The sequence below is a fragment of the Blautia sp. HA9023 genome (assembly GCF_056504095.1).
In genome coordinates, this window is the sequence record NZ_JBWLUR010000001.1 from 235,863 (window position 1) to 260,881 (window position 25,019).

The 25,019-nt window shown below is 45.4% G+C and carries 23 protein-coding genes; 22 read left to right on the forward strand and 1 reads right to left on the reverse strand.

The window, feature by feature from the left end:
• Positions 1–61 precede the first annotated feature (61 nt).
• From AC04Q6_RS01050 to groES, 13 genes are all read left to right on the forward strand, one after another.
• Positions 62–472: an NAD(P)H-hydrate epimerase gene (locus AC04Q6_RS01050; RefSeq protein WP_476389466.1), complete on the forward strand. Its 411-nt coding sequence runs from the start codon at positions 62–64 to the stop codon at positions 470–472.
• Positions 426–1,580: an NAD(P)H-hydrate dehydratase gene (locus AC04Q6_RS01055; RefSeq protein WP_476389467.1), complete on the forward strand. Its 1,155-nt coding sequence runs from the start codon at positions 426–428 to the stop codon at positions 1,578–1,580. The genes AC04Q6_RS01050 and AC04Q6_RS01055 overlap by 47 nt, the downstream gene beginning before the upstream one ends.
• Positions 1,577–2,746 carry an alanine racemase gene (alr, locus tag AC04Q6_RS01060; protein ID WP_118064287.1) on the forward strand — a complete coding sequence of 390 codons (1,170 nt, stop codon included), beginning with the start codon at positions 1,577–1,579 and terminating at the stop codon, positions 2,744–2,746. The genes AC04Q6_RS01055 and alr overlap by 4 nt, the downstream gene beginning before the upstream one ends.
• Before the next feature lie 156 nt (positions 2,747–2,902).
• Positions 2,903–3,250 (forward strand): type II toxin-antitoxin system PemK/MazF family toxin, encoded by a 348-nt coding sequence (locus tag AC04Q6_RS01065; protein ID WP_021977735.1) that lies wholly within the window; start codon positions 2,903–2,905, stop codon positions 3,248–3,250.
• Positions 3,251–3,406: 156 nt separating this feature from the next.
• On the forward strand, positions 3,407–4,150 hold the full coding sequence (locus tag AC04Q6_RS01070) for a YebC/PmpR family DNA-binding transcriptional regulator (RefSeq protein ID WP_476389468.1): 744 nt from the start codon (positions 3,407–3,409) through the stop codon (positions 4,148–4,150).
• Between the two features lie 67 nt (positions 4,151–4,217).
• Positions 4,218–4,931: a ClpP family protease gene (locus AC04Q6_RS01075; protein WP_021977737.1), complete on the forward strand. Its 714-nt coding sequence runs from the start codon at positions 4,218–4,220 to the stop codon at positions 4,929–4,931.
• A 165-nt stretch (positions 4,932–5,096) separates the two neighbouring features.
• A complete protein-coding gene (locus tag AC04Q6_RS01080) occupies positions 5,097–5,984 on the forward strand; it encodes a sulfide/dihydroorotate dehydrogenase-like FAD/NAD-binding protein (protein ID WP_021977738.1) in 888 nt (295 codons plus the stop codon).
• A complete protein-coding gene (gene gltA / locus AC04Q6_RS01085) occupies positions 5,984–7,378 on the forward strand; it encodes an NADPH-dependent glutamate synthase (protein ID WP_021977739.1) in 1,395 nt (464 codons plus the stop codon). The genes AC04Q6_RS01080 and gltA overlap by 1 nt, the downstream gene beginning before the upstream one ends.
• A gap of 187 nt (positions 7,379–7,565) precedes the next feature.
• Positions 7,566–8,441: an undecaprenyl-diphosphate phosphatase gene (locus AC04Q6_RS01090; RefSeq protein WP_118071470.1), complete on the forward strand. Its 876-nt coding sequence runs from the start codon at positions 7,566–7,568 to the stop codon at positions 8,439–8,441.
• Between the two features lie 27 nt (positions 8,442–8,468).
• Complete coding sequence (locus tag AC04Q6_RS01095) at positions 8,469–11,219, forward strand: FtsK/SpoIIIE family DNA translocase (protein WP_118071469.1); 2,751 nt, start codon at positions 8,469–8,471, stop codon at positions 11,217–11,219.
• A complete protein-coding gene (rlmH, locus tag AC04Q6_RS01100) occupies positions 11,216–11,695 on the forward strand; it encodes a 23S rRNA (pseudouridine(1915)-N(3))-methyltransferase RlmH (RefSeq protein ID WP_021977742.1) in 480 nt (159 codons plus the stop codon). Before AC04Q6_RS01095 ends, rlmH begins: the two co-directional genes overlap by 4 nt.
• A gap of 165 nt (positions 11,696–11,860) precedes the next feature.
• A complete protein-coding gene (locus AC04Q6_RS01105; RefSeq protein WP_118071468.1) occupies positions 11,861–14,863 on the forward strand; it encodes a YhgE/Pip domain-containing protein in 3,003 nt (1,000 codons plus the stop codon).
• Positions 14,864–14,997: 134 nt separating this feature from the next.
• Complete coding sequence (gene groES / locus AC04Q6_RS01110; protein WP_021977745.1) at positions 14,998–15,285, forward strand: co-chaperone GroES; 288 nt, start codon at positions 14,998–15,000, stop codon at positions 15,283–15,285.
• A 119-nt stretch (positions 15,286–15,404) separates the two neighbouring features.
• Here the strand turns inward: groES and AC04Q6_RS01115 are convergent, their stop codons facing one another.
• Positions 15,405–15,806, reverse strand: coding sequence for a hypothetical protein (locus AC04Q6_RS01115; RefSeq protein ID WP_330636864.1), 402 nt, complete (start codon positions 15,804–15,806; stop codon positions 15,405–15,407).
• Between AC04Q6_RS01115 and AC04Q6_RS01120 the strand changes: the two genes are divergently transcribed.
• From AC04Q6_RS01120 to AC04Q6_RS01160, 9 genes are all read left to right on the forward strand, one after another.
• Positions 15,805–16,263: an MATE family efflux transporter gene (locus AC04Q6_RS01120; RefSeq protein ID WP_021977746.1), complete on the forward strand. Its 459-nt coding sequence runs from the start codon at positions 15,805–15,807 to the stop codon at positions 16,261–16,263. The genes AC04Q6_RS01115 and AC04Q6_RS01120 overlap by 2 nt on opposite strands.
• Before the next feature lie 178 nt (positions 16,264–16,441).
• Positions 16,442–18,016 (forward strand): ABC transporter substrate-binding protein, encoded by a 1,575-nt coding sequence (locus AC04Q6_RS01125; protein WP_118071467.1) that lies wholly within the window; start codon positions 16,442–16,444, stop codon positions 18,014–18,016.
• A 99-nt stretch (positions 18,017–18,115) separates the two neighbouring features.
• Complete coding sequence (locus tag AC04Q6_RS01130) at positions 18,116–19,066, forward strand: ABC transporter permease (protein ID WP_021977747.1); 951 nt, start codon at positions 18,116–18,118, stop codon at positions 19,064–19,066.
• Between the two features lie 13 nt (positions 19,067–19,079).
• Complete coding sequence (locus AC04Q6_RS01135; RefSeq protein WP_294419126.1) at positions 19,080–19,913, forward strand: ABC transporter permease; 834 nt, start codon at positions 19,080–19,082, stop codon at positions 19,911–19,913.
• Between the two features lie 15 nt (positions 19,914–19,928).
• Entirely contained in the window at positions 19,929–20,888 is a 960-nt protein-coding gene (locus AC04Q6_RS01140; RefSeq protein WP_118071464.1) for an ABC transporter ATP-binding protein, read from the forward strand.
• Positions 20,885–21,850: an oligopeptide/dipeptide ABC transporter ATP-binding protein gene (locus tag AC04Q6_RS01145; RefSeq protein WP_476389469.1), complete on the forward strand. Its 966-nt coding sequence runs from the start codon at positions 20,885–20,887 to the stop codon at positions 21,848–21,850. The genes AC04Q6_RS01140 and AC04Q6_RS01145 overlap by 4 nt, the downstream gene beginning before the upstream one ends.
• A 20-nt stretch (positions 21,851–21,870) precedes the next feature.
• Positions 21,871–23,160 carry an L-serine ammonia-lyase, iron-sulfur-dependent, subunit alpha gene (locus tag AC04Q6_RS01150; protein ID WP_476389470.1) on the forward strand — a complete coding sequence of 430 codons (1,290 nt, stop codon included), beginning with the start codon at positions 21,871–21,873 and terminating at the stop codon, positions 23,158–23,160.
• Positions 23,161–23,264: 104 nt separating this feature from the next.
• Entirely contained in the window at positions 23,265–24,056 is a 792-nt protein-coding gene (locus tag AC04Q6_RS01155) for an NYN domain-containing protein (protein ID WP_215706967.1), read from the forward strand.
• A complete protein-coding gene (locus tag AC04Q6_RS01160) occupies positions 24,056–25,018 on the forward strand; it encodes a tRNA dihydrouridine synthase (protein WP_215706966.1) in 963 nt (320 codons plus the stop codon). The genes AC04Q6_RS01155 and AC04Q6_RS01160 overlap by 1 nt, the downstream gene beginning before the upstream one ends.
• Position 25,019: the final 1 nt, after the last annotated feature.

Sequence of the window (25,019 nt, forward strand, 5' to 3'; positions counted from 1 at the left end):
ATTTTAGCGGGCTGCCGGAAACGGCAGCTTTCTCTGTTAAAGAGGGGAGGCAAAGTGCAGCATGAAAAAAATTGTTACCTGCGAAGAAATGAAGAAGCTGGATAATGCTACGATCCACAAGATCGGGGTTGCTTCTGAAGTTCTGATGGAGCGGGCAGCGTTGAAAGTAGTTGAGGAAACAGAGAAATATCTTGGGAAGAGCGAGAAGATCCTGGTGGTATGCGGGAGTGGAAATAACGGAGGAGATGGTATTGCCATTGCCAGATTATTTCATCTGAAAGGTGTTCGGGCTGAATTTTATATGGCCGGAAACAAAGAAAAAATGACCAGGGAAACGTTGCTTCAGTATAAGATCGCTACAGGTTATCAGGTCCCGGAAGTGAATAACCCGGCCTGGGATGAATATACTACTATAGTCAGATGCCGTGTTTGGCGTAGGCCTGGCGCGTCCGATCGAGGGACATTATGCTGAGATCATCCACGAGATGAACAGTGCCCGGGCGAAAAAAATTGCTGTTGACATCCCATCAGGAGTGAACGGAGATACTGGCCTGGAAATGGGAATTGCCTTCAGTGCCGATCTTACCGTTACTTTTGGTTACCGGAAAAGAGGTCTTTGTTTTTATCCGGGAAGGCTGTATGCGGGAAAGATCGTTATAGCTGACATTGGGATCTATGAGCAGGAAGCTGTAAAAGCATCGGCGAGATGTCTGGAGAAAGAAGATCTGAAACTGTTTCCGGAACGTGATCCCGGTGGGAACAAGGGGACTTTTGGAAAGATACTTTTTGTTACCGGAAGTGCAGGAATGTGTGGTGCTGCTTATTTGAGTGCCAGCGCGGCACTTCGGACCGGAGCGGGAATGGTAAAGATCCAGACTGTGGAAGAGAACAGGATTCCTTTGCAGATCCTTCTTCCGGAAGCAATGGTATGCAGCAGGTTTGACGAAGAATCCAACGAACAGCTTCTTTCCTGGTGTGACGTGATCGTCATCGGTCCAGGGCTTGGAACATCGGTGGCAAGCCGTGAGAGAGCACAGTGGTTTCTTACGGCAGCTGCCAGAGAGAAGAAACCGCTGATCCTGGATGCGGATGGACTGAATCTTCTGGCTATGCATCCGCAGTGGAAGGAATTTTTGGGCGGGAATGTAGTCCTGACTCCTCATATTGGAGAGATGAGCCGGCTCTGCGGCAGATCCATTGGAGAAATTCAGGAAACAATCGCACAGACAGCTGTGGATTATGCAAAGGAAACAGGAACGGTATGTGTTCAGAAAGATGCATGTACGGTTGTTACAGACGGCAAAGATGATATTTATCTGAATCTTTCCGGTAATTCCGGAATGGCAACTGCAGGAAGCGGGGATGTACTTGCCGGACTTCTTGCCGGGATCTTATGTATGTATCTGAAAACGGAGGAACAGCCCTCCATGGTTTTAAAGGCCGCGTTAGGTGTTTATCTTCACGGACTTTGCGGTGATCTTGCAGCTGCAGAAAAAGGAAAACGCAGTATGCTGGCGGGAGATATCATCGCATATCTGCCCCGGGCTTTAGCGATATGTGAAGAGGAGTCAAAATCATGAAAAAATACGAGAGAGTCAAGGCGCTGGTATCACTGGATGCCATTGCTCACAATTTTGAGGAAATGCATAAAAATGTCAAAGAAGGGACAAAGATCATTGCTGTGATCAAAGCGGACGGTTATGGCCATGGTGCCAGAGCTATTGCACGTCTGATCCAGGATTATGACTATATCTGGGGATTTGCCACGGCTACCGCAGAAGAAGCGCTGGAACTTCGACATGCAGGAATCACCAAGCCTGTCCTGATCCTTGGCCTTGTGTTTGAGGAATACTATGAGGAACTTGCTGCGAATGATGTCCGGATCACAATATCGGATCTTAACACAGCAGTAGAATATGCAAAAGCTGGTGCACGCATTGGAAAAAATGTACATATTCATCTGGCTCTGGATACGGGAATGACAAGGATCGGATATGCGGATATTCCGGAAAACGCGGTAAAGATCGAAGAAATCTCAAAAATTCCGAATCTGGTGATCGAGGGAATGTTTACCCATTTTGCCAGAGCGGATGAGTTTGACCGGTCTCCGGCACTGGTGCAGCTTGACCGTTATCTCCGTTTTGCGGATCTTCTGGAGAAGAGAGGCGTTCATATTCCGGTACGCCATTGTTCCAACAGTGCGGGTATCATCCGTGTGCCGGAGGCAAATCTTAATGTAGTCCGCGCCGGTATCACGATCTACGGTATCTATCCATCCGAAGAAGTGGAGCGGGATATTGTGAAGCTGACTCCTGCCATGGAATTAAAAAGCCATGTATCCTATGTAAAAAATGTGGAGCGTGGGACTGCGGTAAGTTATGGCGGAACTTTTGTTACGGAGCGTTTTACCAGAATGGCAACGATTCCGGTAGGTTATGCGGACGGATATCCCAGACAGCTTTCCAATAAAGGCTGGGTCCTGATCCATGGCAAAAAAGCTCCGATCCTTGGTCGTGTCTGTATGGACCAGTTTATGGTGGATGTTACAGATATCCCGGAGGTAAAAGCCGGTGATGAGGTGACACTGATGGGAAGAGATGGAGATGAATTCATCAGTGTGGAAACTCTGGGTGATCTTTCCGGAAGATTTTCCTATGAGTTTGTCTGTGAGATCAGCAAACGAGTTCCAAGGATTTATATCAAAGACGGAAAGGAATGCGGAGAAGAAGAGAGCTTTTTCCAGTAAATTTATAGATTTCAGATTTATTAAGACTTCGAACCAGGCAGAAGTCCGGTAAAAAAGTATCACGCATGGTATACACAGAGGAATTGTGGAAATACTTATCTGTAAAAAGGAATACGGCTTATAAAAAAGTCGGACCAGAATCGGAGTGTGAATTGTGTGGTTATAAAAAGAGGGGATATTTTTTACGCGGACTTAAGGCCTGTTGTAGGCAGTGAACAGGGGGGAATACGGCCGGTGCTGATCATTCAGAACGATGTGGGCAACCGACACAGCCCCACAGTGATCTGTGCGGCGATTACATCCAAAATGAACAAGGCAAAACTGCCGACACATATTGAGATCGATGCATCTGCTTATGGGATCGAGAAGGATTCCGTGATCCTTCTGGAACAGCTTCGCACCATTGATAAACGGCGGCTGAAAGATAAGGTGTGTCATCTGGACAGTGTTATGCTTGATAAGGTGAATCATGCACTTGAGATCAGCCTGGAACTTACATTTTAGGGCGATTTCATGGGATTTTTGACAGGTTTGGATTCTGATTCTTGACGAAATCTTCCATAAGTGCTATATTAAACCGAGTTGCAATTATGTAAAACGGTACCCGGAACAAGCAAGGGCACGAAAGAAAATATACGGTAACAAGGAGAGGAAGATAACATGTCAGGACATTCAAAATTTGCCAACATCAAACATAAGAAAGAGAAAAATGATGCCAAGAAGGGTAAGATCTTCACAGTCATCGGCCGTGAGATCGTTATGGCCGTAAAGGCCGGCGGTTCGGATCCTGCAAACAACAGCAAACTTCGTGATGTCATCGCAAAAGCAAAAGCAAACAATATGCCGAACGATACCATCGACCGTGGAATCAAGAAGGCAGCAGGTGCTGATTCTGCAGATAGCTATGAGAAAGCTGTATACGAAGGATATGGCCCGAACGGTGTTGCCATTATCGTGGAGACTCTTACAGATAATAAGAACCGTACTGCCGGTAATGTACGTAACGCTTTTACCAAGGGTAACGGAAGCATCGGAACCCAGGGATGCGTATCCTTTATGTTCGATCAGAAAGGCCAGATCATCATCGACAAAGAAGAGCTTGAAGATGAGTGCGGTGAGATGGATGCGGACGAGCTGATGATGACAGCTCTGGACGCAGGTGCAGAGGACTTCAGTGAGGAGGAAGACAGCTTCGAGATTCTCACAGATCCGGATGATTTCAGCGCTGTACGTGAGGCTCTTGAGAAAGCCGGAATTCCGCTTATGGAGGCGCAGATCGCCATGATCCCGCAGACCTACGTAGAGCTCAACGATGACCAGGCGATCAAGGATCTCCACAGAACACTGGATCTTCTTGATGAGGATGATGATGTTACTGATGTATGGACAAACTGGGACGAGTGATCTCTGAATAGAAAGTAATATTTTGCATATAATACCTCCAGAATTTCAGATTCCGGAGGTATTTTTTATGGAAAAAAATAAAGAAGAGGGAAAACAGAAGGAACTGGACCGTGAAGAAAGCCAGGATAAGCAGATCCAGGAAACCGGACAGGTCGTGCTGGATGGAAATTCCCGGAAACATAAGGTGGAACTTCTGACAGTGATCGGGGAGATCGAAGGCCATGAATCTGCGCCGTCACACAGCAAAACTACCAAGTATGAACATGTATTGCCAAAACTGGCCCTGATCGAGGACGATGAGGAAATCGAGGGACTTCTGATCCTTTTAAACACAGTGGGCGGCGATGTGGAAGCGGGGTTGGCGATTGCGGAAATGATTGCGTCTTTAAGTATTCCCACGGTTTCCCTTGTGCTGGGCGGCGGACATTCCATAGGCGTTCCCATGGCGGTTTCCGCGGACTATTCTTTTATCGTGCCAAGTGCTACCATGGTCATCCATCCGGTGCGCCAGAACGGAATGTTCATCGGTGTGGCGCAGACGTACCGCAATATGGAAAAGATCCAGGATCGCATCACGGCCTTTGTATCGAAACATTCAGGGATTACCAGAGAACGGATGGAGGAACTGATGCTGGATACTTCTCAGCTGGTAAAAGACGTGGGGACCATGCTGGAAGGAGAACAGGCAGTGAAGGAAGGGGTGATTGATGAAGTTGGCGGGATCCGGGAGGCGCTGGATAAACTGTATGCCCTGATCGAAGAGCGAAAATTACAGAAATGATCGTTTTTTTATGCGATTTTTGGTTATATTGATTAAACATGACTAACGTGGTTGCGCTGTGCCGTGGTAAAGAAAATCGACGGAAATTGTAAATCTCCCCTTGCCATATGCGGATTTTTAGCGTATTATTAATAAAGGTTTATAATTTGCGCGAGGAGGAAGACCATGTATAAGGTTTTAAAAGCTGAAACGCTGGCAGCTAAGATCCATCTTATGGTTGTGCATGCACCACGTGTGGCAAGCCACTGTCTGCCAGGACAATTTATCATTGCGAAACTTGATGAGAAGGGCGAGAGAATCCCGCTCACAATCTGTGATTACGATCGCGAGGCTGGTACGATCACTATCGTATTCCAGGAGATCGGAGCATCTACGATCAAGATGTCTGCTCTGAAAGAGGGAGACTCTTTCCGTGATTTCGTAGGACCTCTTGGATGTCCATCTGAGTTCGTACACGAGGATATCGAAGAACTTAAGAAAAAGAAAATGGTATTCGTAGCCGGTGGTGTTGGTACTGCACCTGTTTATCCGCAGGTTAAATGGCTTCATGAGCACGGTATCACAGCAGATGTTATCCTTGGTTCCAAGACAAAGGATATGGTTATCCTTGAGAAAGAGCTTGCATCTGTTTCCAATCTCTACGTTACAACAGATGATGGTTCCTATGGCCGTTCCGGTATGGTAACCAAGACTCTTGAGGATCTTGTAACAAACGAAGGCAAACATTATGATGTCTGTGTAGCGATCGGACCGATGATCATGATGAAATTCGTCTGTCTTCTTACCAAGAAACTTGGTATCCACACAATTGTCAGCATGAACCCGATCATGGTTGACGGAACCGGTATGTGCGGTGCCTGTCGTCTTCAGGTCGGCGATGAGATTAAATTTGCCTGTGTAGACGGACCGGAGTTCGACGGACATCTCGTTGACTTTGATCAGGCTATGAAGAGAAGTCAGATGTATAAGACCCAGGAGGGACGTGCATTACTGAAACTTCAGGAAGGCGATACCCACCACGGTGGATGCGGACAGTGCGGAGGTGACAAGTAATGGCAGATGCAAAAATGTTAAAAAAAGTTCCTGTAAGAGAGCAGGATCCGAAGGTACGTGCGACAAACTTCGAGGAAGTATGTCTTGGATATAATCAGGAAGAGGCAATGGAAGAGGCACAGAGATGTCTCGGATGTAAGAAACCGAAATGTGTAGAGGGATGTCCGGTATCCATCAATATTCCTGGATTTATCGAACACATCAAAGAGGGCAACATGGAAGAAGCTTACAAAGTGATCGGATTATCTTCCGCACTTCCGGCTATCTGTGGTCGTGTCTGCCCACAGGAATCCCAGTGTGAGGGACAGTGTATCCGTGGCAAAAAAGGCGAGGCTGTTTCCATCGGCAAGCTTGAGAGATTTGTTGCTGACTATGCTCTGGAGCATGATATCAAACCTGCAGGAGCAGAGGTTAAGAACGGACATAAAGTTGCAGTCATCGGTTCCGGCCCTTCAGGACTTACCTGTGCAGGTGACCTTGCAAAAGCTGGTTACGATGTGACTGTATTCGAGGCTCTTCATGAACTGGGCGGTGTTCTTGTTTACGGTATTCCGGAGTTCCGTCTTCCGAAACAGAAAGTCGTTAAGAAAGAGATCGAGAAAGTTAAAGAGCTTGGCGTTAAATTCGAGACAAACGTTGTTATCGGTAAATCCACAACGATCGATCAGCTGATCGAAGATGAGGGATTTGAGGCTGTATTCATCGGTTCCGGTGCAGGTCTTCCGATGTTCATGGGTATCCCGGGTGAGAATGCAAGCGGCGTATTCTCTGCAAACGAGTACCTGACAAGAAGCAACCTCATGAAAGCATTCGATGATTCTTACGATACACCGATCGCGGCAGGCAAGAAAGTTGCAGTTGTCGGTGGTGGTAACGTTGCCATGGATGCTGCAAGAACAGCTCTGAGACTTGGTGCTGAGGTACATATCGTATACAGAAGAAGTGAGGCAGAGCTTCCTGCACGAGCAGAGGAAGTTCACCACGCTAAGGAAGAGGGTATCATCTTTGATCTTCTTACCAATCCGAAGGAGATCCTTGTAGATGAGAACGGCCATGTAAATGGTATGAAGGTTGTAAAGATGGAGCTTGGCGAGCCGGATGCTTCCGGAAGAAGACGTCCGGTAGAGATTCCTGGTTCCGAGTATGACATGGATGTAGATACCGTTATCATGTCCCTTGGTACTTCACCGAACCCTCTGATCTCTTCCACAACCAAAGGCCTTGACATCAACAAGAGAAGATGTATCGTTGCCGAAGAAGAGACTGGTAAGACATCCAAAGACGGTGTATATGCCGGCGGAGATGCCGTTACAGGTGCAGCTACTGTAATCCTTGCTATGGGTGCAGGTAAAGCTGGTGCAAGAGGTATCGATGAATATCTGAAAAATAAATAAGTAAAAATTCTGTTCATAAGCAGATGAATAGGTCCTCCGACTGTTGCTTTTTGTTGCGGTCGGGGGATTTTTTTGCCTCAACACAAAAAAGAACACATGTTTGAAAGTTTTGCCAAGTGTGGATTGTAAGTTTTACTCAGTTATGCTATAATATGTTGGAAAAATTTTTAGAAAAGGAAATATCATTATGTCAGTGATACATGCGATTATATTAGGAATTATCCAGGGAATCACCGAATTTCTGCCTGTAAGCAGTTTTGGGCATCTCTGCGCAGTACAGGATCTTCTTGGTGGAAGCCGGGGTTCCGGCGTACTTTTTGAAGTGATGTTACATCTGGGCACCATGATAGCGCTGATCTTTGTTTTCCGGAAAGATATTAAGAAGATCGGAATAGAACTGATCGGAATGTTTCTGGATCTGATCGGAAATGCCAATATTTTTCTTTATAACAGGAGAACAGGAAAGAATTTAACCTATGCAAAGATTGTGAGCGGAACGTATCGGAAACTTACCGCGCTGATCTTTGTATCAACGATCCCCACCATTCTGATCGGATATCAGTGTAAACGTCTGGTAGTACGCAGTGCATCTTCTCATATGTTTTCCGGGATCGGGATCCTTCTTACCGGCGTGATCCTGCTGGTTGTGGATTACAGCAATATAAACGGTAATAAGGGCACGCGGGAAGCGAATTTCGGAGATGCCATGTGGATGGGAATATGCCAGGGAATTTCTGTGCTTCCAGGTCTTTCCAGATTTGGTCTTACGATCAGTGCAGGTCTTTTTTGCGGCCTCAGCCGGAAATTTGCGGTGAAGTATTCTCTGCTGATGAGCATACCTGCAGTGATCGGAGCTTTTTTTGTAGAAGCGGGAGAATTTACTGCTGTCAGCATGACAGTTGGAAAGGGTTTTACATATATTCTTGGAATGATCGTGGCTGGGGTTACCGGTTATCTGGTGATCCGTTTTATGCTTAAGCTTTCGAATCAGGTCAGACTGCGTTATTTTGCGTTTTATTCCTTTGCAGCCGGGATCCTTATTCTGGCAGCCAATTATATTTGATTTTAATCAACCGGGAGGAGTCTGACAATGGCAGCTTCAAAAACAACTAAAAAAAGAAAAAGTAAAACTGCGTCCAGACAGCAGGATACCGGTAATCGGTTTCAGACGGAAATTTTAATTCTTGTTATGTTTGCGGCCTGTCTGATCCTGATGATCAGTGCGTTTGGTATGGGCGGTATTGTGGGAAATGCGATCAGCAGTGTCTGCTTTGGGATTATGGGGTTGTGTGCGTACCTTTTCCCCATCGTTCTGTTTGGAGGCGTTACTTTTCTGATCGTTAATAATAAGAATTGTCTTGCATATAAAAAGATTTTTGCAGGAATTGTATTTTTTATTTTTCTGTGCGGACTTTTACAGCTGCTTACAGAAAGATATACACCGAGTACGACCTTTGCGGATTATTATGCGCTCAGTTCAGAATACCACACTGGTGGCGGAGTGCTGGGAGGTGCTGTCTGCATTTCAACAGCATCTGCATTTGGCACAGTTGGGGGTGTAGTGATCATTGTTCTGGTATTGCTGGTGTCTATGATCATCATTACGCAGAGATCCTTTTTTGGATTTATGAATAAAATTCTGGATCTGTTCGCGGATGCTGCAAGAGAGGGACGTGAGGCATATCTGGAGGCACAGCCGGACAGAGAGAAACAGAAAGAACTCCGCAGAAAGATCCGGGCGGAGAAAAGGGCAGAGAAGATCCGACAGCTGGAGGAAGAACTGGAAGAGGAGGAACTGGCTCTTTCGGAAGAAAATCCGGCAAAAAAATCCGGAAAGCGTAAAACAAAATCCCAAAAAGCTGAGAAAGAGAGACAGGAGGCAGTAAGAGCCAACCGTAAAGGTGAGTTCAATCTTCCTTCTTTTCTTGATGAAGAAAAAGCTGCACTTCCAACTGAAGATACAGATCTGACGGAGGAGGCGGAAGAAGGAGAAATAAAACCTCCCAAGCAGAAACCTCTGGAATTTCAGATCCATCGTTCGCAGCCGCAGACACCACGGGAAGAAACAGAAGAGCCGGATTTTGAACGGGATATGCAGGAAGCGCAAGAGGATGACTATGATGGATACGAGGATGCGGATATTCCTCAGATGAGTCAGATATCATCCCAGAAGCAGAAATCCAGGACCGGAAAATCGTCAGCAAAAACAGAAAAGACATCCGTTCCGGATATCGACGATGAGACAGCAGCGCAGCCGGAAGAAACAGAGAGGATTTCTCATTCGTCCACCAGAAATCCGAAATCTTCCCAGGCGGAGATTGAGCATGGAATTAAAAATATCCAGCATGAGATCAGCAGCACGGAAATACCGGAGAAAAAACCATATCAGTATCCGCCTCTGAAACTGCTGAAACGTGGAGATGGAAAAGCCCAGGGGGATTCTGATGCGCATTTAAGAAAAACAGCCCAGAAACTTCAGGAGACACTTCATAATTTCGGAGTAAATGTAACAATTACCAATGTCAGCTGCGGACCTACGGTAACCCGCTATGAACTTCAGCCGGAAATGGGTGTGAAAGTCAGCAAGATCGTCGGACTTTCCGATGATATTAAACTGAACCTGGCAACGCCGGATATCCGTATTGAAGCGCCGATTCCGGGAAAAGCGGCTGTGGGAATCGAAGTCCCAAATAAAGAAAACAGTCCGGTTATGCTTCGGGATCTTCTGCAGTCCGACGAATTCAAAAATGCAAAATCCAAACTTTCCTTTGCAGCAGGTAAGGATATTGCCGGTAAACCGGTTGTAGCGGATATTGCCAAGATGCCGCATCTTCTGATCGCGGGAGCTACGGGTTCCGGTAAATCGGTATGTATCAATACCCTGATCATCAGCATTCTTTACAAGGCAACGCCGGATGAAGTGCGTTTGATCATGATCGATCCGAAGGTGGTAGAGCTGAGTGTATACAATGGAATCCCACATCTGTTCATTCCGGTTGTCACAGATCCGAAGAAAGCTGCAGGCGCATTGAACTGGGCCGTTTCCGAGATGACCAGCCGTTACAATGCTTTTGCGGAATATGGAGTACGTAATCTGGGTGAATATAACAAGAAAGTTGCCAATATGCGAGTGCCGGAAGGCGAGAAAGCTCCGGAAAAAATGCCACAGATCGTGATCATCGTGGACGAGCTTGCAGATCTTATGATGGTTGCACCCGGAGAGGTTGAGGATGCGATCTGCCGTCTGGCTCAGCTTGCACGTGCGGCGGGAATCCATCTGATCATTGCGACTCAGAGACCGTCTGTTAATGTTATTACAGGACTTATCAAGGCTAATATGCCGTCAAGGATCGCATTTTCGGTATCTTCCGGTGTGGATTCCAGAACCATTCTGGATATGAATGGTGCAGAAAAACTTCTTGGAAAGGGCGATATGCTGTTTTATCCTCAGGGATATCAGAAGCCGGCCAGACTGCAGGGCGCTTTTGTTTCCGACGAAGAAGTCAGCGCTGTTGTGGAATATGTCTCTGACAAAAATCAGGGTGCAGTTTATGATACTGCAATTGAAAAACAGGTGAACACAGCCAGTGCTCCCGGAGGAGCAGGCGGCGGCGACCGGGATGTGTATTTTACAGAAGCAGGCAAGTTTATTATTGAGAAAGAAAAAGCTTCTATCGGTATGCTCCAGCGTATGTTTAAGATCGGCTTTAATCGTGCGGCAAGAATCATGGATCAGCTTTGCGATGCCGGTGTCGTGGGACCGGAAGAAGGAACGAAACCCAGAAAGGTTCTTATGTCAGCAGAAGAATTTGAAAATTATCTGGAGGAGAACGGCGGATGAAGATCAGTATCCTGACAGTAGGAAAGATAAAAGAGAAATATTTAAGAGATGCGATCGCAGAGTATTCCAAGCGCCTTGGCCGTTACTGTAAGTTGGAGATCATAGAAGTATCCGATGAGAAGACACCGGATAATGCAAGTGAAACAGTGGAGGAGGCTATCCGTAAAAAAGAAGGAGAACGCCTTCTGAAATATATCCGTGATGATGCTTTTGTGATCACATTGGAGATTGCCGGGGAACAGCTTACTTCGGAGAAGTTTGCAAAAAAGATCAATACCCTCGGCATCCGTGGAGTCAGCCATATCCAGTTTGTGATCGGAGGTTCCATCGGCCTTGGAAAAGAAGTTCTTGCGAGATCAGATTATGCGCTGAGTTTTTCGAAGATGACTTTTCCACATCAGCTGATGCGTGTGATCCTTCTGGAACAGATCTACCGCAGTTACCGGATCATCAACGGAGAGCCATATCATAAATAAGAATGAGAGAGCGGCCTTTCACAGCTATCTGTGGAAGGCTGTTTTATATCTGAATTTCTACAGAAAAAGTAAAAATTGACAAAAAAGATTGACGAAACTAACTCGTTATTGTATAACAAAGTTATAGATAATTAACTAATATCATGGCAGAGGGAGTTATTCGGTATGAAAAACAGAAAACGAAGATCAGCTGCAGTATTGGCCGCGGGTATGTCTGTATTACTGGGAGCAGGTACGATCGCAGGTGCCACGGAGCAGACAGATGCAGATAACAGTATCCGCAAGGAAGAAACTGTTTATGTTAATACAGAGGCAGACGGGACAATAAAAGAGATTACCGTGTCAGAATGGCTTAAAAACGCAAAGACATTATCTGATTCGACAATCACGGATATTTCAGATTTAAGTGATATCAAAAATACAAAAGGTGATGAAGGTTTTACCCAGGATGGAAAAACGCTTACCTGGGAAACAGATGGAAGAGATATTCATTATGAAGGAAAAACAGAGAAAGATCTTCCAGTGACAGTGACTTTTTCCTATGAACTTGATGGAAGAAAGATTAAAACGGAAGACCTTGCCGGAAAAACCGGCCATCTGAAAATACATGTTGCTTATGAAAACCATGCAGTTACAACAAAAAAAATCAGTGGAAAAAGTGTAAAGTTATACTCACCGTTCATGATGCTTACAGGAATGATCCTTTCTACAGATCATTTTTCCAATGTAACTGTAGATAATGGCAAGGTAGTGGAGGATGATTCCAGAAACATTGTGCTTGGTATAGCCATGCCTGGGCTGAAAGAAAGCCTGGATCTGAGCGAAGATATGGCGAAGGATATCAGTATTCCGGAAGAATTTACAGTGGAGGCCGATGTCACAGAATGTGAAATGAGTTCTTCGTTTACGGTAGCCATGACAGATGTGCTGGATGAGATCGATCTGAATGATCTGGACAGTATTGATGATCTCCAGGATTCTATCAAAAAAATGACAAAGGCTGCGTCCAAACTGATGAAAGGAACAAAATCACTTTCAGAAGGTGTCGATACCCTGAATGAAAAATATAAAGAATTTGATCAGGGGATAGATGCATTAAGTACCGGTGTTTCTGCTTTGGAATCCGGAGCACAGAAGCTGGATGACGGAGCAGGAACGTTAAATGGCGGAGCTGCCGCTTTAAGTAGTGGGGCAGCCACACTTGCTCAGGGAGTTTCTGCCTATACAGAGGGAACAGGAACTCTTGCTTCAGGTCTGAAACAGTATACAGGCGGAGTAGATACGTTAAGTGGCAGTATGTCTGAAATGAAAGAAGGCGTCCAGTCTTATACAGAGGGGGTGGACAGTTATGTATCCGGTGGCAGCAAGCTTGCAGAGGGAACTGTTGCCTATGTGAAAGGAACTTCTTCATTAACGGATTATATGAAAAAGTACATAAAAGGAAGCTCTGCACTTTCTGACAGTATGGTCCGGTATCTGGAAGAGATAAAGACGTTGCTTTCCAGCATGGATATTCTGATCCCGGGAATGGATGAGACATTGAAGGATACGAAAGCGGCGGCAGATAAAATGCAGTCACTCAGTACTTCTCTGGATGCAGATGCGATAGCGGATCTTTCGGAAAATACTTCCGGATATGCAGAAAAAATTTCTGCGTATAACAGTCAGGTGGAGAGATATGTTGAAAGCGTAGAACAACTTGGACAGAAAATATCAGCGCTTCAGGAAAACATATCAAAGATCTCTGACGGGAAAAATATTTCTCAGATAACACCGGATGTTCAGGAGGCTGCGGATACCCTGAAAGATAACGCAGATATAATGAATACCCAGGCAGAGACAATAGAAAACTGGATCAGCAGCGCAGGAGAAACGACAATAGACACAACAACCGTGGATCAGGGGATTTCTGATGTAAGGAATAACCTTTTCGCAGCGGAGTCTTCGCTTTCCGGGATTGATTACAGTACCATGGATGAGGGAACCAGGGCGGCGGTGCAGGCTGCACTTGAAGCAGTCCAGGCCGCCAGAAGCAGTGCGGACGGAATTGATACTTCCTCTCTGAAAGGACAGCCGTCAGATACTTCACCATTAAAAAATGCAGCAGATACATTGAAAAGTACTGCATCTTCCACAAGTACTGCCGCACAGAAAACGCAGGGTGCTGTTCAGAGTCTGAATGCACTGGCAGATACCGTGGATTCAACAGGAGGGGCGATCACAGAGCTTCATGATGCGGTCAATAAACTTGAACAGGAGGTGCAGGATCTGGCAGGAGATGGCCAGAAGCTTAAAAATACCGGAAGTTCACTGGATGATCTTGGAAAACAGCTTTCTGATACGGTAAAAACTATGGATAATGCCCTTTCGGATCTTGGAAAGCAGCTTCCGGGAATTCAGACAGAGATCAGTACATTAAAAGATACGGCAGATACACTGTCTCAGAAAAATAAGAAAATTCAGTCTGGCTATCAGAGTAATCTTTCGGCAGCAGGAGAGCAGTTCGAAAAGAACGCAGATACGCTGGATACACTGGGAAATGCTGTGAATTCAGGAATTACCGATCTGCAGGGCAAAAAAAATAAAACCGCAGATTCGCTGATAAATGGAGCTTCCTCTCTGGAAAAGACAGGAAAAACACTGACAGCAGGAAGTAAACAGATTGAAGAAGCCCTTGCACAGCTTCAGAGCGGCGTTCTGGCACTTTCTTCAAACAGCAGTACTCTGACATCGGGAGCGGATCAGCTTGTTTCGTCAGGAAAACAACTGAACGATGGTGCCAGCCAGCTTGCATCTGGTGCCGGAAGTCTTGCGTCCGGAACTCAGGCTTTGAAGAGCGGAATGCAGACACTGTCATCTGGAGTGGGAACTTTGTCTGACGGCGCGGATAAGCTGAAAGATGCAAGCGGTCAGGTGCAGGAAGGAATCAGCAAGCTGAGTGAAGGTGCAAAGACTTTAAGTGACGGACAGACAAAGTTCTATAAAGAAGGTGTGAAAAAACTGGATGACGGTGTGAACAAAGATCTGAAGAATGTTATTGACCGTTTTAAAGCTCTGAAGGCGGAAGATGTTTCCTATGACAGTTTTACACAGCGTTCAGACGATATGGAGGGCAGTGTGAAATTTATTTATGAGACAGAACCTATAGAAATCAGCGACAAAGAATAAAAACGATAGGATCCTGATGAAACTGTGTGGATTGCGGTAAATATCTTGACAATTTCCGGATTTGTAGTATGATAAGAAAAGAGTAGCACTCGTATTAAAAGAGTGCTAATAAATACAGAAAGAAGGAAATAAACATGGCATTAAAACCAGTTGCAGACAGAGTAATCGTGAAATATTTTGAGACAGAGGATAAGACAGCATCCGGTATTGTTCTTCCGGACAGCTCCAAAGAGAAGACACAGCAGGCAGAAGTTATTGCTGTTGGTTCCGGTAAGATCGTAGACGGGAAAGAAGTTCCGATACAGGTAAAACCCGGCGACCGTGTAATCTACGGAAAATACACAGGAACTGAGATCAAATACGAAGGTGAGAAATATCTGGTCATCAATGCCGATGATATTATTGCCATTGTAAAAGACTGATGAAGAATTTTTACCGTAATTTTCTGAAATTATGCTCCATGCTGGTTTTGCAGAATGTAGTAACTTTAAGTGTCAACCTTGCTGACAACATTATGCTTGGTGCATTCAGCGAGACTGCATTATCCGGAGTAACCACTGTAAATCAGGTACAGTTCGTCTTTCAGCAGCTGCTCATGGCGCTGGGAGACGGACTTGTCATATTCGGAAGTCAGTACTGGGGAAAGAAAGAGACAGAACCGGTGAGAAAGATCAGTGCCTGGGCCATGCGCACAGGCATTTTTATTGCTCTCATCCTGTTTTTTCTGGCAAGCTTTTTTCCACGTCAGCTGCTGGGGCTTTTTACAACAGACCAGACAATTATTGAAGCCGGTCTTTCCTATCTTGCGATCATCCGTTTTACCTACTTTTTTTTTGCAGTGACACAGATTTTGTTGGCTACGCTGCGCTGTGTGGAAATCGCGGGGATCGCTTTCGGGCTTTCTGTCATGACTCTGATAATTAACTGCAGCATCGGTCACCATGGGAAAAACGATAGGTTCCGGAGATCTGAAGCTTGCAAAACTCTATTCCAAGAAACTTCAGAAACTTTTTGTATTCATGGGAATTATCTGCGGCGTGCTGCTTTTCTTTATCCGTATTCCGGTCTTAAGCCTTTACCAGCTTTCTCCGGAAACCAGAGAAATGGCGAATACATTTCTTATTATCTTAAGCGTGGTGATGGTGGGAATGTCTTATCAGATGCCTACCAATGGAGGCATTATTCGGGGAAGTGGCAGTATTGCCTATTCCATGAAGGTGGATCTGATCAGTACCTGGGCGATTGTGATCCCGTTATCCATGTTCATGGCATTTGTGGTCAAAGCATCACCGGCCATCGTTGTGTGCTGCCTCAATGCAGATCAGATCTTTAAGTGTGTACCTGCATTTCTGAAATGCAATTACGGGCACTGGATCAAAACCATGACAAATATTTCTTGACGCCTGTCTTGCCTGTAGGTAGAATAAAAGATAAGGTTTTATGTGCGAAAGGGAAATTCCGGATAGAATTTCAGGATAGGCTTGACAAAAATATGAGGATATAGTACCATCGTACATATATCATAGTAACTCAGTGGGAAAACGGGAATACCCGCTGAGCCAGAGGAGGAACAAAGAGATGAGAAAAAAAGTACTGGCAGCGCTTCTGGCAGCTGCAGTAGCAGGAACGACTGTTATGGCAGGAACAGCAGTATTTGCGGCAGAGAACACCGAAGGAGCCAAGGCTGCCGGCGGTAATATTACAATTGCAGAAACCACAGATCCTCAGAATATCAATCCACTGTATGTTGTGGATCAGACAAGTTTTGATATGATGCAGGCACTGTACAGCCCGTTTTTTGAGATCGTGAACGGAGAGATGTATTACGGAAACGGACTTTGTGAGAGCGTGACAGCCAATGAGGATGCCAGCGAGTTTACTCTGAAGCTGAAGGACGGACTGAAATGGCATGACGGTGAGCCGCTTACTGCTGATGATGTGGTATTTACCATGCAGGTTCTGGTAGATGAGAAACAGAATGTGCCATATTCTTCTTACGGATATGTGAATGATAAGGCGGTAGAGGCAGAAAAAATTGATGATCTTACTGTAAAACTTTCCCTTGGATCTTCTTCCGCAGGATTTCTTGGCGGTTTAAGCCAGGTTTACTGTATTCCGAAACACATTTATGAAGGTGTGGAGAATATCGGAGAGAGCGATCTGAACAATGAGCCGGTAGGAAACGGACCGTTTAAGTTCGAAGAGTACAAATCCGGTGAGTACCTTAAAGTAACAAAATTCGATGATTATTATGAAGATGTAAATCTGGATTCCATCACTTTCAAGATCGTTAAAGATTCCAGTTCCGCCAATGCGGCACTTGCAAGCGGTGATCTGGATGCACGTCTGATCAGCGCGGATGATTACGATACAGTCAGTGCATACGACAACGTAAATATCAATACCTACAATTCCGGACGTGTTAATGCCATGTTCATGAATGAGCTGAATGAAGATCTTCAGGATGTAAAGGTACGTCAGGCTATTGCATACGCACTGAATAAAGAGGAATTCTGTCAGTTTGCATTCATTTCCGAAGATTATGCAGAACCGGCGGATTCCCTGTTTACACCGGATACTCTTTATTATGCAAAACCGGACAATACCTATGACAATGATCCGGCCAAGGCACAGCAGCTTCTTTCCGAAGCAGGAAAGACATCTCTTTCTCTGAATCTGATGTATATCTCCACAGACAAGACTATGGAGAGTGAGGCCCTGTATGTACAGTCTGCACTTGCAAATGTGGGAATCACGGTAAATCTTGTTCCGACAGACGAATCAACATTCAAGAATAAAACCAAGGATCCGGAATGTACAGATTATGACCTGGTATTAAGCTTTTATACTTTAGGTGAGGAACCGAGTCTTTATGCGGATATGTGCTCTTCCGACAGCCGTTCCAACTACTCCAGAATCAAAGATACGGATCTGGATGCACTGTGGGAAAAAGGAAACAGTATAGCGGATGAGACAGAGCGCAGCGACATATATAAAGAAATTCAGAATACTATCAACGATAATATGTATATTTATCCGATTGCGTATTCCAATGGATTCTATGCGGTAAATAAAGATTTCGGCGGATTTGATGAATGTCTGTTAAAGACGATTTATTATGATTATTCGAAGATCTACACACTGGAGAAATAAAACACAAATTTATAAAAGATAATCACGGAAAGGAAGTGGCTGACGCGTTTTTCGCGCCAGCCGATTTCCTGTTTTCGGGGAAAATAAAGGAGGTACATTTTGAAGAAAATCGCAAACCGTCTGGTACAGTGTATTCTGACACTGTTTATTGTCTCCGTTCTCTGTTTTGCACTGACAAAAGCAGCGCCAGGAGATCCGGTCCTGACTTATGTGGAGCCGAATATGAGTGAAGAATACATTCAGAACTTAAGAGAAAGCCTGGGTCTTACCAAGCCTCTTTATGAACAGTATTTCCTGTGGCTGGGAAGGATTTTTCACGGAAATTTCGGGAATTCTCTGATGAATAACCGTCCGGTACTGACACAGATGCTGGAACGTCTTCCGGCGACAGTGATCCTTATGGGAACCAGTATGCTGCTGGGATTTCTTATTGCTATTGTGCTGGGACTGTATTCCGGCAAAAATAAAAACGGAATTCTGGATAAAATCACCAGCCTTTTCTGCTATGTGGGAATTTCCATCCCTACTTTCTGGTTCGGTATCATGCTGATCTACCTGTTCAGCGTGCATCTTCATATTCTTCCAAGTATTGGCATGCACTCAGACGGAGACCGCTCTTTTGGAGATCTGGTGCTTCACATGGTGATGCCCTGTGCGGTGCTGACTTTTGCCAATGCATCCCAGTATATCCGGTATCTGAGAAGCAGTACCATTACGGAGATGTCCTCAGATTATGTTATGGTGCAGAAAGCCTATGGAATGAAAGAGTCCGGGATTCTGTTCCGCCATGTACTGAAAAATGCCATGCTTCCCATGATCACAGTTCTTGGAATGAGTCTGCAGTCACTGGTTTCCGGAGCCATTATTACAGAGCAGGTTTTTGCATGGCCGGGAATCGGACAGCTGGCGGTTACTGCCGTTATGCAGTATGACTATCCCCTGATCATGGGCATTACCATGTTTACAGCACTTCTTGTGGTGCTCGGAAATCTTTTGGCAGATGTTCTGTACGCTGTCTTTGATCCGAGAATCCGCAAGGCCGGATGTTAGGAGGTGAAGGGTCATGAGAGAAAATATCTGGAAAAACATTAAACTTGGTTTTAAGACAAATAAATTGGCAGTTGCAGGAGCTGTGGCTATCCTTCTTCTGGCACTGATCTCTATTTTTGCCTTTCTGTATCCGGTGGACCCCAATGCCATCAGCGCTACAGAGAGACTGAACGCCCCTTCTATGTCACATCTCTTTGGAACCGACGATATGGGAAGGGATTATTTGGCACGTTGTATTTATGGCGGAAGAGCTTCTCTTCTGGTTGGATTTCTGTCTATGATCCTTTCTACAGCTCTTGGAGTGATCGTGGGATCTATCAGTGGATTTGTAGGAGGAACGGTGGATGCGGTACTGATGCGTCTGGTAGATGCACTGATGAGCCTTCCTACTTTTCTGATCATGATCGTTATGAACGCTTTTCTGAAACCGGGCTTACAGAATATTGTCCTGATCATTGGATTTCTGACCTGGATGAACATTGCCAGGATCGTCCGCGGTGAGACGATTTCCCTGAATGAGAGAGAATATGTTATCTATGCAAAGATTTCCGGACAGAAAAAGCTTTCTACAATTGTGCATCATATTCTTCCGAATATCATGCCGATCATTATTGTTGCCGCAACTATGAATATTGCAAACGCGATCCTGATGGAGTCCGCACTGAGCTTTTTCGGACTGGGCATCCAGCCGCCGACAGCTTCCTGGGGAAGTATGCTCAGCAATGCACAGCGCTATATCCAGCAGGCCCCGTACCTTGCCATTTTCCCGGGTGTTCTGATCCTGATCACGGTTATCAGTTTCAACTATCTGGGAGAAGTGTTGCGAAAAGTATTTGAGCCCAAGTAAGGAGGACATGCACAAATGGAAAAATTACTGGAAGTAAAAGATCTGAAAGTGTCTTTCTTTACGGATCTTGGAGAAACACAGGCAGTGAAAGACGCCGGGTTTGCCATTGAAGAGGGAGATTTTTTCGGAATTGTAGGTGAATCCGGAAGCGGAAAAAGTGTAACAACGAAATCCATTCTCCGTCTTGGCCCGTCCAACTGCAGGATTATGGGAGGAGAAATCCTTTTTCAGGGTGAGGATATTCTGAAAAAAAGTGAGGCAGAGCTCCGGGAAATCCGTGGTGGTGAGATTGCCATGATTTTTCAGGATTCTCTTTCTGCACTGAATCCGGTCTATACCGTAGGAAACAAGATGGTGGAGCTGATCCGCCGCCATACTTCCATGACAAAAAAAGAGGCAAAGGCCCGGGTGCTTGAGCTGCTGACAGCAGTAGGGATCACAGATCCTGAAAAAGCCATGCGTAGTTATCCTCATGAGCTTTCGGGAGGTATGCGCCAGCGTGTAATGATCGCCATGGCTATGAGTAGCAATCCGAAAGTTCTCATTGCCGATGAACCGACAACAGCTCTGGATGTAACCATTCAGGCACAGATCCTTCATCTTCTTCTGGAACTTCAGAAAAAAAACAATATGAGTATCATTCTGATCACTCATGATCTGGGTGTTGTGGCGCAGACATGTAAGCGGGTGGCTGTTATGTGCGGTGGTTACGTGGTAGAGGAGGGAACCGTAGAGGAGATTTTTCTTAATCCGGGTCACCCGTATACCCAGGCACTGATCGCAAGTATGCCACGTGTGGGAGGAACCTTTGAACAGTTTCTGGAAAGAGATCTTTCTGACGGAAGCGGAAATTTATGTCCGTTTCTGAACCGCTGCAAGTATGCAGATAAAACCTGCGAGGCCTGTCTTCCGAAATATTATGAATCTTCGGAAAATCATAAGATTCTCTGTCACAGAAGGGAGGAGGAAAAATGAGTAATTCTTTAATTGAAGTAAAAGATCTGAAAGTATATTTTAAACAGAAATCTCCGAAACTTCTGTCTTTCAAGCCGGGTATCCTGAAAGCTGTAGATCAGGTGAGCTTTTCCATTGAAAAGGGAAAAACTTTCGGGCTGGTAGGAGAGTCCGGAAGTGGAAAGTCTACCATTGGAAAAGCGATCCTCCGCTATCATAAGCCAACAGGCGGGGAGATCTTTTACGGAGGAACGGAGATTGGAGCTATGGGAGAAAAAGAGCTTCTTCCATACCGCAAAAAAATGCAGTCTGTTTTTCAGGACCCGTATTCATCCCTAGATCCAAGCCATACCGTGCAGGATATTATCTGCGAGCCTATGGAAATCCATAAGCTGTATACTCCAAAAGAGCGGAAAGAACGTGCAAAAGAACTGATCCGGGTTGTTGGCCTTAAAGAACAGGATCTTTTGAAATATCCACATGAATTCTCCGGAGGACAGAGACAGAGAATTTCCATTGCCAGGGCACTTTCCGTACAGCCGGAGTTTGTAGTCTGCGATGAGCCCATTTCCGCGCTGGATGTTTCTCTCCAGGCACAGATCGTTCAGATGCTTCAGGATCTTCAGGAAAAATACGGACTTACTTACCTGTTTATCAGCCATCAGCTGCAGGTGGTACAGAAGATCTGTGATGAGATCGGAGTTCTTTATCTGGGAAATCTTATGGAAATCGCAGATGCAGACAAACTCTATTCCAATCCGCTGCATCCCTATACAAAAATGCTGATTTCTTCCATTCCGGTACCGGACCCGAGAGTAAAAACACTGGATCAGATCGTAACAGATAACGGCGTGCAGTCACGTTCCATTGGCGGATGCAGGTTTCATAACCGCTGTCCATGGTGCGAAGAGCGATGCAGACAGGAAGTTCCACTGTTTCGGGAAGCAGAGCCAGGACATCTGGTGGCCTGCCATAAATACTGATATCAGGAATTTCGGACAATATGAGAAGGGAAAAGAAAAAGGTGGAAAAAAATATATATGATAATTATCTGGCCATTCTGAGGGAAGAAATGGTTCCTGCCATGGGCTGCACGGAGCCGATTGCTCTGGCTTACGGTGCGGCAAGGGCAAGAGAAGTTCTTGGAAGAGAACCGGAGCATATTGTGGCAAAATGCTCCGGAAATATTATAAAGAATGTGCGCTGTGTCATCATTCCAAACTCCGGAGGATTAAAGGGGATTCCCGCAGGAGTGGTTCTTGGTGCGGTGGCAGGCGATGCATCGCTTGATATGGAGGTTCTCTCAAAAGTAACAGACGAGGGAAGAAAACGTTGCCGGGAACTTCTGGATGCGGATATCTGTAAAGTGGAACTTCTGGACACCCCGGTTGTACTTCATATTGTAATTGAAATGTGTGCAGGAGAAGATACTGTCTGTCTGGAGATCAAATACGATCACATTAATGTGACCAGAATTGAAAAAAACGGAGAAATCCTGCTGGATGCGGATCAGGCACTGGAAGAAAAAGAAGCGGCAGACCGCAGTCTTTTAAATCTGGAGGATATCCGGGAGTTTGCAGATATCGTAGAACTTTCTGATGTAAAAACTCTTCTGGATACCCAGATCAAAAGCAACATGGCCATTGCCCATGAGGGAATGACCGGAAAATACGGACTTGGGATCGGACGTGTGATCCGTGAAAATTATTCCCATGATATGCTTACCAGAATGCGAAGCCTTACCGCTGCGGCTTCCGAGGCGCGTATGGGCGGATGTGACATGCCGGTTGTCATTAACTCCGGAAGCGGAAATCAGGGAATCGCCTGTTCCGTCCCTCTGATCGTTTATGCGAGGGAAATGGAGCTGCCGGACTATAGTCTGTACCGGGCGCTTGTATTTTCCAATCTTCTTACTGTGTATCAGAAATATTATATTGGCAAACTATCGGCATTCTGTGGTGCGGTGTCTGCATCCTGTGCGGCAGGAGCAGCCATCACCTATATGGTAGGGGGAAGTATTTCCCAGATCAAAAAGACTATCGAAAATACTCTGGCGAACATTCCGGGAATCATCTGCGATGGAGCAAAGATCTCCTGTGCTGCCAAGATCGCGGCCAGTCTGGATGCGGCGTTTCTTGCTCATCATCTTGCCATGAACGGTCAGTCCTATGCTCCTTACACGGGAATTCTTCAGGAAGAAACAGCAGAAACCATCAGCTGTGTGGGGCAGATCGGAAAAGATGGAATGAAAGAAACAGACCGAGAAATCCTTAAGATCATGCTGGAACACTGAGAAAATTTCAGTTATACTGTTCTTAAAAGACGCCGGGGCGGAGACGGCACAGATTAACCGACTGCGGATGCTTTTATCCGCTTGACAAAGAAAAGGTTGGATTTATGGACAATGAATTAAGAATTGCAATACTGATCGACGCTGATAATGTATCAGACAAATATATCAAGATCATTGTGGACGAGGTGGCGAACATTGGCATCGCTACCTATAAACGGATCTATGGAGACTGGACCAGTGCCAGGCTTTCTTCCTGGAAAAATGTTCTTCTGGAGGATTCTATTATTCCCATTCAGCAGTACAGCTATACTACGGGAAAAAATGCCACGGATTCGGCCATGATCATTGATGCCATGGATATTCTCTATTCCGGAAATGTGGATGGATATTGTATTGTTTCTTCGGACAGTGACTTTACCAGACTGGCAGCAAGACTCCGGGAATCCGGAATGCTGGTTCTGGGCATGGGTGAGGAAAAGACGCCCAAACCTTTTATTTCCGCATGTAATCAGTTCAAATATCTGGATCTCCTTTACCGCAATCAGCAGGAAGAAGAGAAAAAAGAAGATCTGGAAACTGCAGCAGAGGCGAAGAAAGCAGGAAATGGGAATAATAAACAGAACAGTTCCGGCTCGAAGAAGAATAAAGACCTGAAAAGAGTACGGAAAGCAATTAATGCCATTATCGAGAAATTTTCTGACGAGGAAGGCTGGCTGTCTTCCGGACAGCTGGGCGATCAGCTGGGAAAACGTCTTCCGGATTTTGATGTGCGTAATTACGGGTATTCCAAGCTGACTCCGTTTATCAAATCCCTGGGCAGTTATGAAACCGGAAGGATTCCTACCGGCAGTGGCGGAAGGAAACAGATTTATTTCCGTATGAAGGAGGAACGGTAATGAAGAATTATATGGCACCCATGGAAGGTGTTACCAACTGGGTTTACCGCAATGCATATAATGAATGCTTTTATCCCATGGATAAATATTTTACCCCCTTTATTACCGCCAAGCCAAACAAGAGACTCAGCAGCAAGGAAATTAAAGAAGTGTCCCCTGACACAAACGGAAAGCTTCCGGTGGTTCCCCAGATCCTGACCAATAATGCGGAAGACTTTGTCAAAACCGCACATATTTTTCGGGATGAATATGGCCATAAAGAAGTGAATCTGAATCTTGGATGTCCTTCAGGAACCGTAACAGCCAAGGGAAAAGGGGCCGGATTTTTGGGAGAACCGGAAAAGCTTGACCGTTTTCTGGACGAGATCTTTGCTAACACAGGGATGGAGATTTCCATTAAGACGCGCGTGGGCACCGATTACGAGGAAGACTGGGAAAGACTTCTTGAAATTTACAGCAAATATCCAATAAAGGAGCTGATCATCCATCCACGCCTTCTGAAGGACCATTATAAGGGAACTCCGCGGTATGGATTATACGAAGAGGCGCGGAAAAAAATCAAAGTTCCGCTGGGCTACAACGGAGATATTTTTTCCGTGGAAGCTTATCAGGAAATCCAGGAAAAATTTCCGGATGCGGACAGCTTCATGTACGGACGGGGGATCATTGCAAGGCCTTACCTTCTGGATGAAATTATGTGCGGAACCAGAATGAAAAAAGAAGACCGTCAGTCTCAGTATAAGCAGAAAATGCGCCAGTTCCATGACTGTCTTTATCGGGAGTATCAGGAGTACCTTTCCGGAGAACGAAATGTGCTTTTTCGTATGAAAGAACTGTGGAGCTATATGGCACCGGGATTTACCAATTACGCAAAATACCTCAAAAAGATCAAAAAATCCCAGCATTTGGGTGACTATGAGGCGGCAGTTATGAGCCTTTTTGGAGAACAGGAGATTTTGTAAG

Coding starts and splice junctions, on each gene's coding strand:
- AC04Q6_RS01135 (WP_294419126.1), top strand. CDS start 19,080: ATGAGAGAAAATATCTGGAAAAACATTAAACTTGGTTTTAAGACAAAT.
- AC04Q6_RS01080 (WP_021977738.1), top strand. CDS start 5,097: ATGTATAAGGTTTTAAAAGCTGAAACGCTGGCAGCTAAGATCCATCTT.
- AC04Q6_RS01125 (WP_118071467.1), top strand. CDS start 16,442: ATGAGAAAAAAAGTACTGGCAGCGCTTCTGGCAGCTGCAGTAGCAGGA.
- AC04Q6_RS01070 (WP_476389468.1), top strand. CDS start 3,407: ATGTCAGGACATTCAAAATTTGCCAACATCAAACATAAGAAAGAGAAA.
- AC04Q6_RS01075 (WP_021977737.1), top strand. CDS start 4,218: ATGGAAAAAAATAAAGAAGAGGGAAAACAGAAGGAACTGGACCGTGAA.
- AC04Q6_RS01150 (WP_476389470.1), top strand. CDS start 21,871: ATGAGAAGGGAAAAGAAAAAGGTGGAAAAAAATATATATGATAATTAT.
- rlmH (WP_021977742.1), top strand. CDS start 11,216: ATGAAGATCAGTATCCTGACAGTAGGAAAGATAAAAGAGAAATATTTA.
- AC04Q6_RS01090 (WP_118071470.1), top strand. CDS start 7,566: ATGTCAGTGATACATGCGATTATATTAGGAATTATCCAGGGAATCACC.
- AC04Q6_RS01160 (WP_215706966.1), top strand. CDS start 24,056: ATGAAGAATTATATGGCACCCATGGAAGGTGTTACCAACTGGGTTTAC.
- AC04Q6_RS01145 (WP_476389469.1), top strand. CDS start 20,885: ATGAGTAATTCTTTAATTGAAGTAAAAGATCTGAAAGTATATTTTAAA.
- AC04Q6_RS01095 (WP_118071469.1), top strand. CDS start 8,469: ATGGCAGCTTCAAAAACAACTAAAAAAAGAAAAAGTAAAACTGCGTCC.
- alr (WP_118064287.1), top strand. CDS start 1,577: ATGAAAAAATACGAGAGAGTCAAGGCGCTGGTATCACTGGATGCCATT.
- AC04Q6_RS01140 (WP_118071464.1), top strand. CDS start 19,929: ATGGAAAAATTACTGGAAGTAAAAGATCTGAAAGTGTCTTTCTTTACG.
- groES (WP_021977745.1), top strand. CDS start 14,998: ATGGCATTAAAACCAGTTGCAGACAGAGTAATCGTGAAATATTTTGAG.
- AC04Q6_RS01105 (WP_118071468.1), top strand. CDS start 11,861: ATGAAAAACAGAAAACGAAGATCAGCTGCAGTATTGGCCGCGGGTATG.
- AC04Q6_RS01120 (WP_021977746.1), top strand. CDS start 15,805: ATGGGAAAAACGATAGGTTCCGGAGATCTGAAGCTTGCAAAACTCTAT.
- gltA (WP_021977739.1), top strand. CDS start 5,984: ATGGCAGATGCAAAAATGTTAAAAAAAGTTCCTGTAAGAGAGCAGGAT.
- AC04Q6_RS01155 (WP_215706967.1), top strand. CDS start 23,265: ATGGACAATGAATTAAGAATTGCAATACTGATCGACGCTGATAATGTA.
- AC04Q6_RS01050 (WP_476389466.1), top strand. CDS start 62: ATGAAAAAAATTGTTACCTGCGAAGAAATGAAGAAGCTGGATAATGCT.
- AC04Q6_RS01115 (WP_330636864.1), bottom strand. CDS start 15,806: ATGGTGACCGATGCTGCAGTTAATTATCAGAGTCATGACAGAAAGCCC.